The sequence below is a fragment of the Rathayibacter agropyri genome, from assembly GCF_013249015.1.
GTDB classification, from domain to species: domain Bacteria; phylum Actinomycetota; class Actinomycetes; order Actinomycetales; family Microbacteriaceae; genus Rathayibacter; species Rathayibacter agropyri.
In genome coordinates, this window is sequence record NZ_JABRPL010000001.1 from 263,270 (window position 1) to 276,765 (window position 13,496).

The window sequence follows — 13,496 nt, forward strand, 5'->3', positions numbered from 1 at the left end:
CTGCGGCCGGGTCGGCCGAGCCCATACAGCGGCCCGGACATGGGACGACGGATTCCTCGGGGATTCGCAGCCGCCGTTATACTCGTCGGGGCGCGCAACGCGCCGGAACTTCGAAAGGTACCGCGTGGACATCCTCCAGGTCGTGCTCCAGGTCATCCTGGGCATCACGAGCCTCCTGCTCACCATGCTGATCCTGCTCCATAAGGGGCGCGGCGGCGGTCTGTCCGACATGTTCGGGGGCGGAGTCACCTCTAACCTCGGCGCCTCGGGCGTCGCGGAGCGCAACCTCAACCGCATCACCGTGATCCTCGGCCTCGTCTGGCTCGCCTGCATCGTGGTGCTCGGCCTCATCACCAAATTCACTACCGGAGCATAGGGGTACTCGCAATGGCATCAGGCGGCAGTGCAATCCGCGGTTCGCGCGTCGGCGCAGGACCCATGGGCGAGCAAGACCGAGGCTTTCACGCGGAGCGGGTCGCGGTCTCCTACTGGGACGCGCTCGGCAACGAGACGGTTCGCCACTTCTCGGCGGCCCTCCCCGAGGACGAGATCCCCGAGGTGATCGACTCCCCGCAGTCCGGTCTTCCGGCCGGACGCGACCGGGCGAACCCGCCGCAGGTTGCCAAGGCCGAGCCGTACAAGACGCACCTCGCGTACGTGAAGGAGCGGCGCACCGAGGCCGAGGCGGCTCAGCTCCTCGAAGAGGCGCTGCAGCAGTTGCGTGCCCGTCGGGGCACCGCGACCCCCTCGTGATCCGCAGCGATAGCGAAATGCCGGAAGGCCCGCCCCGTGGGGGACGGGCCTTCCGGCGTTTCTGAGCCGAACCTCAGTAACTCGGCGCGATGAGCGACTCAGGAACCTCTGCCGCCGCCTCCTGGTCGACGAAGAACACGGTGCGCTTGCGCCCGAAGGCGCCCGAGGCCGGGACCTCGTTGGTGTTGGCGCCCGCAAGCGCGAGGCCGAGTGCCGACGCCTTGTCAGCGCCCGCGAGCACCATCCAAACCCGGTCCGACTGGTTGATCAGCGGCAGCGTGAGGGTGAGCCGCTCGGGCGGCGGCTTGGGCGAGTTCCGCACGGCGAGGACTCCGGGGACCGTCGAGCGGATGGCGGAACGCTCGGGGAACAGGGAGGCGATGTGCCCGTCCGGTCCCACCCCGAGGAAGGTGATGTCAAATCGCGGATAGTCCCGACCCTCGCCTGCATGTGCGCGAAGCTCTGCGTCGTAGGCGGCCGCCGCGGCGTCGAGGTCGAGGCCCTCGTCGGACGCCGGGTAGCGGTGCACGTTCTCGTCGGGCACGCCGAGGACGGTGAAGAGGTCGCCGGCCTGGACGTCGTTGCGGTCTTCGTGGCCGCGGGGAGCCCAGCGTTCGTCACCCCACCAGAAGTGCACGCGCGACCAGTCGACGTTCCCGGCCGCCGACGAGGAGGCGATCTCGTGGAGGGTCGCCGCGCCCATCGTGCCGCCGGTGAGCACGACGTTCACCGAGCCGAGGTCGTCGAGGACATCGATCGTCTTCGTGAGGAACCGGGCGGCGACGGATCCGGCGAGCGTCTGCTTGTCGCGGTGGACCAGGACGCGGCGTTCGGTGGTCATCTGAAATCTCCTTCGGGTTCGGGGCCAATCGGCGGATCGGCGCCGTATCGGGAAGCGCTGGGCGGTGTGTCCGTCTCCGGGTGCCCCGCCCCTCGGGAGGCATCCGGTACCTCAGGAGGCGCTGCGGGCCTCGGACTTCTCGGTGAGCATGTCGACCCCGCGAGAGATCACTTCACCGTACAGGTCATCCGGGTCGAGTCGGCGCAGTTCCTCCGCCAGGCAGTCCCGGAGGCTACGGCGGGGGAGCGAGATGTCGTGCACCGGCTGATCGGGCTGGGTGAGCGTCGCGACATTGGGCACGGAACGCTCAAGCTCGATGACTCCGGAGTCACGGATCATCCGTACGCCGTGGATCCCACTCGAGCCCGTCGCGCTGATCGTCAACTCGTGGTCGACGGGGATGTCGAGCTCGAGTTGCAACCAGGCGGCGAGGAGGATCGTCGAGGGCGAGTCGGGTGCGCCCGAGACCTCGACGGCTGTGATCGGCTCGTACGGCGGCTGGTCGAGTACCGCGGCGAGCTGAGCACGCCAGAGCGTGAGCCGCGTCCAGGCGAAATCGGTGTCGCCGGGAGCGTAGGTGGAGGCGAGATGATGCAGCGCCTCCGCCGGGTTCGACTGTGCTGACGCGTCGGTGATGCGGCGGGTAGCGATGCGACCGATCGGCGAGCGGGAGGCGTTCTCGGGCGCGCTGGTGGGCCACCAGGCGACGACCGGGGCGTCGGGAAGCAAGAGCCCGGTGACCAGGCTCTCCTCATCCTCGGCGGCATCCCCGTAGGGGCGCAGGACGACGACTTCGCTTGCCCCGGCATCGCCGCCCACCCTGATCTGGGCATCCACTCGGGCGGTCGCGTCGACCGGGACCGTCGTGGTTCCGTCGTCCTTCGAGACGACGATGACGCGCATCGGGTGCTCTCGAGAAGCGTGGTTCGCAGCCTCGATCGCCTCCTCCTCGTGGCCACGGGAGGTCGCGATAATGAGGGTCAACACGCGGCCGAGGGCGACAGCTCCACCCTCCTCGCGGATTTTGACCAGGGTCTTCGAGACCTCGCTGGTCGTGGTGTCAGGCAGATCGACGATCACGGGCGCCTCCAGGTGCGGCCGTCGCGAGCGAGGAGCTCGTCGGCGGAATCGGGGCCCCAGGTTCCGGGGCGGTACTGCTCGGGCTGACCCTGAGTGGCCCAATACTCCTCGATCGGATCGAGGATCTTCCAGGACAGCTCAACCTCTTCGTGCCGCGGGAACAGCGGCGGCTCGCCGAGGAGGACGTCGAGGATGAGGCGCTCGTACGCCTCGGGGCTCGCCTCCGTGAAGGCGTGGCCGTAGCCGAAGTCCATCGTCACGTCGCGCACCTGCATGCCTGCGCCGGGAACCTTCGAGCCGAAACGCATGGTCACTCCCTCGTCGGGTTGCACGCGGATGACGAGTGCGTTGTGACCGAGCGATGTGGTCTGACTCTCGGCAAAGAGCTGCTTCGGCGCGCGCTTGAACACGACCGCGATCTCGGTGACCCGTCGGCCGAGCCGCTTGCCGGCGCGCAGGTAAAACGGCACACCCGCCCACCGGCGTGTGCCGATGTCGAGTCGCATCGCCGCGTAGGTCTCGGTCGTCGAGATCGGGCTCATGCCGTCCTCCTCGAGGAAGCCGGGAACCTTCTCGCCGCCCTGCCAGCCGCCGGCGTACTGACCCCGCGCGGTGGCCTTCGACAGATCGGCAGGGAGGCGGACGGCGGCGAGAACCTTCTCCTTCTCCGCGCGCAGGTCGGCAGCGTTGAACGAGATTGGCTCCTCCATCGCGGTGAGGGCGAGCAGCTGTAGGAGGTGGTTCTGAATGACGTCGCGCGCCGCTCCGATGCCGTCGTAGTACCCCGCACGACCGCCGACGCCAATGTCCTCGGCCATGGTGATCTGCACGTGGTCGACGTAGTTCGAGTTCCACAGGGGCTCATACATCATGTTGGCGAAGCGCAGCGCCAGAATGTTCTGGACCGTCTCCTTACCCAGGTAGTGGTCGATCCGAAAGACGGAGTCGGGCGGGAAAACCGATTCGACCACATCGTTGAGCTCTCGGGCGGTTGTGAGGTCGCTGCCGAAGGGCTTCTCGATGACGACGCGGCGCCACTGGCCGTCCTTCTGCTCGGCGAGGCCGGAGTTACGCAGCTGCTCGGTGACCTGCGGGAAGGACTTCGGCGGGATGGAGAGGTAGAACGCGAAGTTGCCATTGGTCCCACGCTCGCGGTCGAGGTCGTCGACCGTCGTCTTGAGGCGGGCGAACGCGTCCGGGTCGTCGAACTCGCCCTGCACGAAGCGGATGCCCTGCGCGAGCTGTGCCCAGACCTCCTCGTGGAACTCGGTTCGAGCGTGCTTTTTCACGGAGTCGTGGACGACCTGTTCGAAGTCCTGGTCATCCCAGTCACGCCGGGCGAAGCCGACGAGGGCGAAGCCGGGGGGCAGGAGGCCGCGGTTGGCGAGGTCGTACACCGCCGGCATGAGCTTCTTGCGGGAGAGATCACCGGTGACGCCAAAGATCACGAGCCCGCTGGGTCCGGCGATCCGGTTCAACCGGCGATCGAAGCTCAGCCTCAGCGGGTTGAACTCGGGGGAGATGTCCACAGACATGTGCAGTGTCCTTCTGTGTGCCGGGAGGACCGGCGCACTGCTCTCGAGGAGGGAGGGGGAGGAGGGGACCCGCCGGGACGTGGTCGGCTCCGCATCCGGGAGACGATGCGGGCGTGACCGCGTGCTCGCCGCTGCGTGTCGGAGACCGGGAGCGGCGAGCACGGCGGCTCAGGTGTTGAGAGCCTCGAAGAGCATCTCGAGGTCCGTGTCCGGATCCGTCAGCGTCAGAGTCAGCACCGGGCGGCCATGCTCGGCGAGCACGCTCGCGTCGCCCGCGGCCTGCGCGAGGATCAGCTGGCCGAAAGTGAAGGGACTCTCCGGGATCTCGAGATCGACGTCGGCGCGTTCGGTGATCTGGAGGAACACGCCCGTCGGCGCGCCACCCTTGTGATACTGGCCGGTCGAGTGGAGGAAGCGCGGGCCCCAGCCGAAGGTGACGGGGCGCTGCGCCTGTGCGGCGAGCAGGTCGCGGACGCCCTCGAGCTGCGGGAGCGCGAGGCGGTCGACGTAGGCCTGGATCGAGACGTAGCCGCCGTCGCTCAGCTGGGCGAGGAGGCGATCGACGGCTGCGGAGACGGTGGAGACACCCTCGGTCACGCTGGCGGTGCCGGTGACCTCGATGCCCGCGTCCGTGAACGCCGGGGCCTCGGGCGCGGGCCGCTTCTCGAGCAGGGCACGGGTCGCGATTTTGGCCGACTCGACGTCGGGCTGGTCGAAGGGGTTGATACCCAGCAGGCGGCCCGCGACCGCGACCGCGTATTCCCAGGTCAGCATCTGCGCGCCCAGCGAGCCCGAGAGGAGGATCTCGCCCTCGTGGCGGTCCCGCGGGAACAGGTGCAGCGCGGTGGCGTCCTCGACCAGACGGACGACCTGCACGTCAGGCAGGTTCTCCGAGAGTTCCGGAGCGAGGGTGCCAAGGACGACGGGGAGGATGCCCGTGCCGTCCTTGCCGGTCGACTCGGCGATGAGCTGCTCCGCCCAATCGGCGAAGCCGACGATGTCGGTCCCGTCGGCGACGATCGCGAGCTTGTCGCGGCGCGGGCTCGTTGCGGCGATCGCCGCTCCGAGGACCAGGCCCGGGTTCTCCGGGCTGTCGACGGCGAGCCCGAGCGAGGCCTCGGCGGCCTCGTCGAGGAGAGCCTCGATGTCGGCGCCGGCCAGCCCGGAGGGCACCAGTCCGAATGCTGAGAGCGCCGAGAAGCGCCCGCCGATGTTCGGGTCGGCGTTGAACACGCGGTATCCCGCGTCGCGGGAGGAGGAGTCCAGCGGCGACCCCGGGTCGGTCACGATGACGATGCGCTCGAGCGGGTCGATGCCTGCCTCGGTGAATGCCCTCTCGTAGGCCTTCTTTTGACTCGCGGTCTCGACGGTGGAGCCGGACTTCGACGAGATCACGACCACGGTCGAGGCGAGACGGTCGTTCAGGGCCGCGAGCACCTGCCCGGGAGCGGTGGAGTCGAGGACCGTGAGCTCGACGCCTGCGGTCCGGGTGATGACCTCGGGGGCGAGCGAGGAGCCGCCCATCCCGCCCAGCACGACGTGGTCGACGCCCTTGGCCTGAAGCTCCTTCCGGAGGGCGAGGATCTCGGGCACCAGCGGACGGGAGACCGTGGTCGACTCGGTCCATCCGAGGCGCTTCGCCGCCTCGTCCTCCGCAGCGGCGCCCCACAGCGTGGGCACCTGGGCGGTGATACCGGAGGCGACCTCGTCGGCGACGAGTTCAGGAACGATGCGATCGACGGCCTTCTCGGCGTCTCCGCTGACGTGGATCTGGATCGACATGATTAGGCCTGCTCCTTCGCGCCCTCGAGAGCCGCGGTGACGGTGTCGAGCAGCTCGTTCCAGGACACGACGAACTTCTCGACGCCCTCCTTTTCGAGCAGCTCCGTGACGTCGGCGTACGACACGCCCTGCGCCGCGACGGCGTCGAGGACGGCGTTTGCGTCGGCGTAGGAGCCGGTCACGGTGTCGCCGGTGATCGTGCCGTGGTCGAAGGTCGCCTCCAGGGTCTTCTCGGGCATCGTGTTGACGACGCCGGCTGCGACGAGCTCGGTCACGTAGAGGGTGTCGGGAAGATCCGCCGACTTCACGCCGGTCGAGGCCCAGAGCGGACGCTGGCGGTTGGCGCCGGACTCCTGCAGCAGCAGTGCGCGCTCGGTGGCGAACGCCTCCACGAACACCTCGTAGGCGAGCTGCGCGTTGGCCACACCCGCCTTGCTCTTCAGCGCACGGGCCTCGTCGGTGCCGACGGCGTCGAGCTGCTTGTCGATCTCGGTGTCGACGCGCGAGACGAAGAACGAGGCGACGGAGTGAATGGTCGACAGGTCGATGCCCGCCTCCTTGGCCTTTTCGAGGCCGGCCAGGTACGCGTTGATGACGGCGCGGTAGCGGGCGAGCGAGAAGATCAGGGTCACGTTGACCGAGATACCGGAGCCAATGACCTCGGTAATGGCCTCGAGCCCCTCGACGGTCGCCGGGATCTTGATCATCGCATTAGGGCGGTTGACCTTGGTCCAGAGCGCTCTAGCCTCTTCGATCGTGCCTTGCGCGTCGTGCGCGAGACCGGGCTCGACCTCGATCGAGACGCGGCCGTCGTAGCCGTTGGTGGCGTCGTAGATCGGGCGGAAGATATCGGCTGCCGCCGCGACGTCGTCGGTCGTGATCTCGAAGACGGCGTCGGTGACCGACGTGTCGGCAGCGGCCAGCTGGCGAACCTGCTCGTCGTACGACTCCCCGTTGGTCAGGGCCGCCGCGAAGATCGTGGGGTTGGTGGTGACTCCGACGACGTTCTTCTCGTCGATGAGCTTCTGCAGCCCGCCGGAGGAGATCCGGGAGCGCGAGAGGTCGTCGAGCCAGATGCTGACGCCGGCGGCGGAGAGGTCTGCGGTGGGGGTGTTCTCGGTCATGTCTCTTCTTCTTCTGGGTAGGTGGTGCGTGGCGTGGGAGGGAGCCGGGGCTCCGACGGCGAGGGCCGCGTCCGTGACGGACGCGGCCCTCGGGGTCAGGAAGCTGCGAGCGACTCCCGAGCGGCGGCCAGTGCCGCCTCGGTGGTAATCCCGAACTCGCGGAACAGGGTCTTGTAGTCGGCCGACGCGCCAAAGTGCTCGATCGAGACCGAGCGACCGGCGTCTCCGACATACCTCTCCCAGCCGAGGCTGAGGCCGGCCTCGATGGAGACGCGGGCCTTCACGGAGGAGGGCAGCACCTTCTCGCGGTACTCGGCGTCCTGCTCCTGGAACCATTCGAGCGAGGGGGCCGAGACGACGCGGGCGTTGATGCCCTCGCCCTTCAGGGTCTCGCGTGCCTCGACGGCGATCTGGACCTCCGAGCCGGTTGCAATGAAGATCACGTCCGGGGTGCCGTTCGGCGCCTCGGCCAGGATGTAGGCCCCGCGTGCGACGTTCGAGGCGGACGCGAACGTCTCGCCCTCGGCATCTCCCTCGCCGCGCTCGAACACCGGAATGTTCTGACGGGTGAGCGCCAGGCCGGCCGGGCCCTCGCGGCGCTCGAGAATGGTCTTCCAGGCGTAGGCCACCTCGTTGGCATCGCCGGGGCGGACGATGTCCAGGCCCGGAATCGCGCGGAGGGTCGACAGCTGCTCGATCGGCTGGTGTGTCGGGCCGTCCTCGCCGAGGGCCACGGAGTCGTGCGTCCAGACGTAGATCGTCGGCGCCTTCATCAGCGCGGCGAGACGGACCGCCGGGCGCATGTAGTCCGAGAAGATCAGGAACGTGCCGCCGAAGGGACGGGTGTTGCCGTGCAGGACGATGCCGTTCAGGATCGCGCCCATGGCGTGCTCGCGGATGCCGAAGTGCAGCACCCGGCCGCCCTTCGTGCCGGTCCACTCGTGCGTCGAGAACTCCGACGGGACGAACGAGCCCGCTCCCTCGATCGTCGTGTTGTTCGACTCCGCGAGGTCCGCCGAGCCGCCCCAGAGCTCGGGCACGACGCCGGCGAGAGCGTTGACGACCTTGCCGGACGCGGCGCGGGTCGACACCTCCTTGCCGGGTTCGAAGACGGGAAGCGCCTCCTGGACTCCCTCGGGCAGCCCACCCGAGAGCACCCGGTCGAGCAGCTGCTTCTTTTCCGGGTTCGCCGACGCCCACGCGTCGAACTGCTTGGTCCACGCAGTGTGCTGCGCCTGGCCGCGCTCGACAGCCTTGCGTGTGTGCTCGAGGACCTCGTCTGCCACGTCGAAGGTCTTCTCCGGGTCGAATCCGAGCACCTCCTTGAGGCCGCGGAGCTCGTCGGCGCCGAGTGCCGAACCGTGGATCTTGCCGGTGTTCTGCTTCTTTGGCGAGGGCCAGCCGATGATCGTGCGCAGGATGATGAGCGAGGGCTTGTCGGTCTCGCCCTTCGCGGCCTCGATCGCGGTGTACAGCTCCGCCACGTCCTCGTGGTACTCGCCGGTCTTCTTCCAGTCGACGACCTGGACGTGCCAGTCGTAGGCCTCATAGCGTGCCTTGACGTCCTCGGTGAAGGCGATGTTGGTGTCGTCCTCGATCGAGATCTGGTTGGAGTCGTAGAGAACGACCAGGTTGCCGAGCTGTTGGTGGCCCGCGAGCGAGGACGCCTCGCTGGTCACGCCCTCCTGCAGGTCGCCGTCACCGGCGATGACGTACACGAAGTGGTCGAAGGGTGAGGTGCCAGCGGCCGCCTCCGGGTCGAACAGGTCGCGCTCGAAGCGGGAGGCATAGGCGAAGCCGACGGCGGAGGCGAGGCCTTGGCCGAGCGGTCCGGTGGTGATCTCGACGCCGTCGGTATGGCCGTACTCAGGGTGTCCGGGGGTCTTCGAGCCCCAGGTGCGTAGCGCCTTGAGGTCGTCGAGCTCGAGGCCGTAGCCGCCCAGGTAGAACTGGACGTACTGGGTGAGCGACGAGTGGCCAACCGAGAGGATGAAGCGGTCGCGCCCGATCCAGGTCGCGTCCGAGGGGTCGCGGCGCATCACCTTCTGGAACAGGAGGTAGGCGGCCGGCGCGAGGCTCATGGCCGTTCCGGGGTGGCCGTTTCCGACCTTCTCGACCGCATCCGCGGCGAGAACCCTCGCCGTGTCGACTGCCTTCTCGTCAATGGATTCCCATTGCAGTTCTGACACTTGGTACTGACCCTTCTCGAGACGTGGGGCGTACGGGGACCGTCCGCCCTCTCGCATGGTGGAGCACGCCGCATGACGACGTCGACACGATGCTCCGGCGACGACCCTCTCGGCCTCGTGCCGATGATCATCGGGCGGACTCGGGCGCGTGCCGTGTGCTCTGGCGAGCGATGTCGAGTATACGGAGGGGGTACCCCACCGACCGGGGGTTGCGTGGTCGCATATGTCCGCTCCTGTTTGGACAAGCGTGCACGCGGGCCCTCCTCGCCAGCCCTCGCATTACACTCGTTCGGGATCGTGGATGTTAGAGGAGCAATGGACGTAGCCGTAGAGACCACCGCCGTCGAACGAGGCGGGCCGTCGCGGACGGTGCTCTCACGCAAGCTGAAGGCCTTCGTTGCCCTGACGAAGCCCCGGGTGATCGAGCTGCTCCTCGTCGTGACCGCTCCGACGATGATTCTGGCGCAGGGCGGTATCCCGGACCTGCTTCTCGTTGTCAACGTTCTGATCGGTGGAGCGTTGAGCGCGGGTTCCGCAGGAGCGTTCAACTGCTACTTCGACCGCGACATCGACCGGATCATGAAGCGGACGAAGAACCGTCCGCTCGTGACCGGCGAGATCTCGGACCGCTCGGCTCTCGTTTTCGCCAGCGCGATCGGCGTCTTGTCGATCCTCTGGCTCGGTCTCACCGCGAATTGGCTGTCGGCAGGCCTCTCTCTCGCAGCGATCCTGATTTACGTCGTCTTCTACACGCTCTTTCTCAAGCGCCGCACCCCGCAGAACATCGTGTGGGGCGGCATCGCCGGTTGCATGCCGGTCTTGATCGGCTGGGCGGCGGTCACGAACTCGCTCGACTGGGCGCCCGTCATCCTCTTCTCGGTGATCTTTCTGTGGACTCCGCCGCACTACTGGCCCCTCTCGATGAAGTATCGCGACGACTACCAGGCGGCCGGCGTGCCCATGCTCGCCGTCGTTCGAGGGCGCACCATCGTCGGTCTCCAGGTGATCCTTTACGCGTGGGCCACTGTTGCCTGCTCGCTCCTGCTGATCCCGGTCGCCGAGATGGGCATCCTGTACACGGTCGTCGCGCTGGCCGGGGGAGTGTGGTTCGTCGCCGAGACTCACCGGCTGTACAGCCTCGCGATTCGTCACGAGCACGTCTCGCCGATGCGCGTGTTCCACGGGTCGATCGGATATCTCACGTTGCTGTTCCTCGCCGTCGGCATCGATCCGCTGCTGCCCTTGTGATGGTGACGCCCTTCTCGCTCTTGGCCGAGCGCATCACCCTCGGGCCGCGCGCCCTGCGCTGGGGTTCGACCGCGGCGCTGGTGGCGAGCATCCTCATCATCTTTTTCGGCGGAGTCGTGCGACTCACCGGCTCGGGGCTCGGTTGCCCGACCTGGCCTGCGTGCGACGCGGGGTCGCTCACCTCGACGCCCGAGCTCGGGATTCACGGATTTATCGAGTTCACCAACAGAGCCTTCACCGGCGTCCTCATCGTCGCCGTCGGCTGGGCGATCACCGCCGCTCGCCTGCAGAAGCCGCGCGACCGCACCATGACGCGCCTCGCCTGGTCGCAGTTCTGGCTCGTCGTCGCGAACGCCCTCGCGGGCGGCGCGACCGTGCACTCCGGACTCAATCCGTACATCGTCGCCGGCCATTTCGTTCTCGCCATCGCGCTGCTCACGACCACGGCGCTGACATGGCACCGGGCGCACCGCTCGCAGTCGACCTCGTTTGAGCCGGGCGGGGTGACGCGTGGGACGAGCATCGTTCTGGTCGCGGTCACCCTGCTGGTGATCCTCGTCGGGACCCTTGTGACCGGGACGGGACCGCACGCGGGCGACTCGGCCGAGGTGCCGAGAATGCACTTTCACTGGGAGAGCGTGACCGTGGTTCACGGTGTGCTCGGCTCGGCCCTGGTGGTCCTCGGTGCGGTACTGCTGGCGCTGCTGACCCGCGCCGAGCAGTCCGAGCTCGCCCGCCGCAGGGTCGTGACCTTCCTCGTTGTGGTGCTTTTGCAGGCGGTCGTCGGCGTCGTGCAGTCGCTGACGGCGCTTCCGGAGACGCTGGTCGCCGTGCACCTGCTGGGCTCTGCGCTTGTCTGGGTCGGAGCCGTTCGCGTGCTGCTCGATGTCAACCCGGGGCTCTTCACCGTTCGCGCTCAGCGACGAGAGGCGGCGCGGGAGCTCCAGCCCGTCCGGTGATCGGCCGCGCGGCGCTCGGAGGAGCGCAGATGCTGGCGCAGCCGTAGCAGCGCACCGGGGAGTGCTCGCGCGGGGAGCCCGCGGTACAGCGCCGTGGCGAGCGGGCCGAAGCAGAGAGCGGTCTGTGGCGCGAGGCCGAGCGTGAGCAGAGCGGTCAGGAGGCGGAGGGGGAGCGGAGTCCAGTCGTCGTTCGTCATGATCCGATCCCATCACGGACCACCGACACTCGTATGGCCATGCGAGTCTGGCAGTGCATTAGCCACCTCTCCGGGCGACACCCAGCTGCAGAGGTTCCGCTGGGAGCTGCGGGACCGTAGAATGAGAAGCTGGTTCAGATCCAGCGTGTGGCGCGCTCGACCGCGCAGAGGGCGCGGGGATCGACTCCGATGGCCCGACGAAGCGCCGCAGCACACCTCCGGAATCCCAGGGACACTCATCACCCCTCCGCACATCACATCGATCGTGCGACCGGCCGGAGAGCACCCGCGGGTCATCCCCCGGGGGAATGACTCCGGGACCCGACCGGTTAGCAGTGGGTAGGAAACGAGGTACACATGTCAGACATCCTGATCGACCGCCCCGAGCTCGAGAGCCTGGGCGTCTACGAGTTCGGCTGGTCCGACTCGGACTCCGCCGGGGCCTCCGCACGACGCGGGATCTCGCCCGAGGTCGTCTCCGACATCTCAGCGCTCAAGAACGAGCCTGCTTGGATGCGTGACCGTCGCATGAAGGCGCTGAAGCTGTTCGAGCGCAAGCCGATGCCGACCTGGGGCGCCGACCTCTCGGACATCGACTTCGACAACATTAAGTACTTCGTCCGCTCGACCGAGAAGCAGGCCCAGACCTGGGACGACCTTCCGGATGACATCAAGAACACGTACGAGAAGCTCGGTATCCCCGAGGCGGAGCGCCAGCGCCTCGTCGGCGGCGTTGCGGCCCAGTACGAGTCCGAAGTCGTCTACCACCAGATCCGCGAGGACCTGGAGGAGCAGGGCGTCATTTTCATGGACACCGACACTGCGTTGCGCGAGCACCCCGAGATCTTCGAGGAGTATTTCGGCACCGTCATCCCCGCGGGCGACAACAAGTTCGCGGCGCTGAACACCGCGGTCTGGTCCGGCGGCTCGTTCGTCTACGTTCCCAAGGGCGTCCATGTCGACATCCCACTTCAGGCGTACTTCCGTATCAACACCGAGAACATGGGCCAGTTCGAGCGAACCCTGATCATCGCCGACGAGGACAGCTACGTCCACTACATCGAGGGTTGCACGGCGCCGATCTACAAGTCGGACTCGCTGCACTCGGCGGTCGTCGAGATCATCGTGAAGAAGAACGCCCGCGTGCGGTACACGACGATCCAAAACTGGTCGAACAACGTGTACAACCTCGTCACCAAGCGCGCGATCGCGCACGAGGGAGCGACGATGGAGTGGATCGACGGCAACATTGGCTCGAAGGTCACGATGAAATACCCGTCGATCTTCCTGGTCGGTGAGCACGCCAAGGGCGAGACTCTCTCGGTCGCGTTCGCGGGCCCCGGCCAGCACCAGGACGCCGGCGCGAAGATGGTGCACATGGCGCCGTACACGCAATCGTCTATCGTCTCGAAGTCGATCGCGCGCGGAGGCGGCCGGGCTGGCTACCGCGGCGAGGTCCGGGTGGATGCGAATGCGCACCACTCAGCCAACACCGTGCGCTGTGACGCGCTCCTGGTCGACACGATCTCGCGCTCCGATACCTACCCGGCGATCGATATTCGTGTCGACGACGTGCAACTCGGACACGAGGCCACCGTCTCGAAGGTCAGCGAGGAGCAGCTCTTTTACCTGATGTCGCGCGGCATGCCGGAGGACGAGGCCATGGCCATGATCGTCCGCGGCTTCATTGAGCCGATCGCGCGTGAACTGCCCATGGAGTACGCCCTCGAGCTGAACAAGCTCATCGAGATGGGGATGGAGGGCAGCGTCGGTTGACGTCTGCCTCCC

Annotated in this window: 12 protein-coding genes; 5 read left to right on the top strand and 7 right to left on the bottom strand. The window is 67.6% G+C overall.

Annotated elements, in window-relative coordinates; all coding sequences use genetic code 11:
* The first annotated feature begins 124 nt into the window (after positions 1-124).
* The gene (secG, locus tag HRF29_RS01235; RefSeq protein ID WP_068207965.1) at positions 125-376 is read left to right on the top strand and encodes a preprotein translocase subunit SecG; all 252 of its coding nucleotides are present in this window, start codon (positions 125-127) and stop codon (positions 374-376) included.
* An 11-nt stretch (positions 377-387) separates the two neighbouring features.
* The gene (locus HRF29_RS01240) at positions 388-753 is read left to right on the top strand and encodes an RNA polymerase-binding protein RbpA (RefSeq protein WP_173243473.1); all 366 of its coding nucleotides are present in this window, start codon (positions 388-390) and stop codon (positions 751-753) included.
* A gap of 73 nt (positions 754-826) precedes the next feature.
* Here the strand turns inward: HRF29_RS01240 and pgl are convergent, their stop codons facing one another.
* The 6 genes from pgl to tkt all read right to left on the bottom strand — a co-directional run bounded on the left by pgl (position 827) and on the right by tkt (position 9,304).
* Positions 827-1,594, bottom strand: coding sequence for a 6-phosphogluconolactonase (gene pgl, locus HRF29_RS01245; protein WP_173243476.1), 768 nt, complete (start codon positions 1,592-1,594; stop codon positions 827-829).
* 111 nt (positions 1,595-1,705) lie between these two features.
* Positions 1,706-2,674, bottom strand: coding sequence for a glucose-6-phosphate dehydrogenase assembly protein OpcA (locus HRF29_RS01250; RefSeq protein ID WP_173243479.1), 969 nt, complete (start codon positions 2,672-2,674; stop codon positions 1,706-1,708).
* A complete protein-coding gene (gene zwf / locus HRF29_RS01255) occupies positions 2,671-4,209 on the bottom strand; it encodes a glucose-6-phosphate dehydrogenase (RefSeq protein WP_173243482.1) in 1,539 nt (512 codons plus the stop codon). Before zwf ends, HRF29_RS01250 begins: the two co-directional genes overlap by 4 nt.
* 168 nt (positions 4,210-4,377) lie before the next feature.
* Entirely contained in the window at positions 4,378-5,991 is a 1,614-nt protein-coding gene (locus HRF29_RS01260; RefSeq protein ID WP_173243485.1) for a glucose-6-phosphate isomerase, read from the bottom strand.
* 2 nt (positions 5,992-5,993) lie between these two features.
* The gene (gene tal, locus HRF29_RS01265) at positions 5,994-7,115 is read right to left on the bottom strand and encodes a transaldolase (RefSeq protein ID WP_173243488.1); all 1,122 of its coding nucleotides are present in this window, start codon (positions 7,113-7,115) and stop codon (positions 5,994-5,996) included.
* Between the two features lie 95 nt (positions 7,116-7,210).
* The gene (tkt, locus tag HRF29_RS01270; protein WP_173243491.1) at positions 7,211-9,304 is read right to left on the bottom strand and encodes a transketolase; all 2,094 of its coding nucleotides are present in this window, start codon (positions 9,302-9,304) and stop codon (positions 7,211-7,213) included.
* Positions 9,305-9,619: 315 nt separating this feature from the next.
* Between tkt and HRF29_RS01275 the strand changes: the two genes are divergently transcribed.
* Both HRF29_RS01275 and HRF29_RS01280 read left to right on the top strand, forming a co-directional pair.
* The gene (locus HRF29_RS01275) at positions 9,620-10,552 is read left to right on the top strand and encodes a heme o synthase (protein ID WP_173243494.1); all 933 of its coding nucleotides are present in this window, start codon (positions 9,620-9,622) and stop codon (positions 10,550-10,552) included.
* Entirely contained in the window at positions 10,552-11,511 is a 960-nt protein-coding gene (locus tag HRF29_RS01280) for a COX15/CtaA family protein (protein ID WP_173245803.1), read from the top strand. The genes HRF29_RS01275 and HRF29_RS01280 overlap by 1 nt, the downstream gene beginning before the upstream one ends.
* On the opposite strand, the gene HRF29_RS01285 is transcribed toward HRF29_RS01280, so the two are convergent.
* Complete coding sequence (locus HRF29_RS01285; protein WP_173243498.1) at positions 11,469-11,708, bottom strand: hypothetical protein; 240 nt, start codon at positions 11,706-11,708, stop codon at positions 11,469-11,471. The two genes, HRF29_RS01280 and HRF29_RS01285, sit on opposite strands and share 43 nt — an antisense overlap.
* Positions 11,709-12,065: 357 nt before the next feature.
* Between HRF29_RS01285 and sufB the strand changes: the two genes are divergently transcribed.
* Complete coding sequence (sufB, locus tag HRF29_RS01290) at positions 12,066-13,484, top strand: Fe-S cluster assembly protein SufB (RefSeq protein ID WP_173243501.1); 1,419 nt, start codon at positions 12,066-12,068, stop codon at positions 13,482-13,484.
* The last annotated feature ends 12 nt before the right edge of the window (positions 13,485-13,496 follow it).

Excerpts from the sequence above, each read along its gene's own strand:
- HRF29_RS01240 (WP_173243473.1), top strand. The coding sequence starts at position 388 with ATGGCATCAGGCGGCAGTGCAATCCGCGGTTCGCGCGTCGGCGCAGGA.
- pgl (WP_173243476.1), bottom strand. The coding sequence starts at position 1,594 with ATGACCACCGAACGCCGCGTCCTGGTCCACCGCGACAAGCAGACGCTC.
- zwf (WP_173243482.1), bottom strand. The coding sequence starts at position 4,209 with ATGTCTGTGGACATCTCCCCCGAGTTCAACCCGCTGAGGCTGAGCTTC.
- HRF29_RS01260 (WP_173243485.1), bottom strand. The coding sequence starts at position 5,991 with ATGTCGATCCAGATCCACGTCAGCGGAGACGCCGAGAAGGCCGTCGAT.
- tal (WP_173243488.1), bottom strand. The coding sequence starts at position 7,115 with ATGACCGAGAACACCCCCACCGCAGACCTCTCCGCCGCCGGCGTCAGC.
- HRF29_RS01275 (WP_173243494.1), top strand. The coding sequence starts at position 9,620 with ATGGACGTAGCCGTAGAGACCACCGCCGTCGAACGAGGCGGGCCGTCG.
- HRF29_RS01280 (WP_173245803.1), top strand. The coding sequence starts at position 10,552 with ATGGTGACGCCCTTCTCGCTCTTGGCCGAGCGCATCACCCTCGGGCCG.
- HRF29_RS01285 (WP_173243498.1), bottom strand. The coding sequence starts at position 11,708 with ATGACGAACGACGACTGGACTCCGCTCCCCCTCCGCCTCCTGACCGCT.
- sufB (WP_173243501.1), top strand. The coding sequence starts at position 12,066 with ATGTCAGACATCCTGATCGACCGCCCCGAGCTCGAGAGCCTGGGCGTC.